This window comes from Streptomyces sp. CA2R106 (assembly GCF_037034245.1).
Classification (GTDB): domain Bacteria; phylum Actinomycetota; class Actinomycetes; order Streptomycetales; family Streptomycetaceae; genus Actinacidiphila.
In genome coordinates, this window is sequence record NZ_JBAGKC010000224.1 from 1 (window position 1) to 246 (window position 246).

A 246-nucleotide genomic window follows, 5' to 3' on the forward strand; every position below is an offset into this window, starting at 1 on the left:
GGCGTGTTCGTCGTCGTTGACGGCGATTCACTTGGCGGCGCAGGCGTTGCGGTCGGGGGAGTGTGGGATCGCGTTGGCCGGTGGTGTCACGGTGATGGCTTCGCCTGGGACGTTCGCGGAGTTTGCGCGGCAGCGGGGGTTGGCTGCTGACGGGAGGTGTAAGCCGTTTGCGGAGGCGGCTGATGGCACGGGGTGGGGTGAGGGCGTTGGTGTGGTGGTGTTGGAGCGGTTGTCGGATGCTCGCGC

General features: G+C 67.9%; 1 protein-coding gene. It reads left to right on the forward strand.

The genetic code is table 11. From position 1 onward, the window contains the following. A partial coding sequence (locus WA788_RS35850; RefSeq protein WP_335984740.1) for a beta-ketoacyl synthase N-terminal-like domain-containing protein occupies positions 1-246 on the forward strand: 246 nt, incomplete at both ends.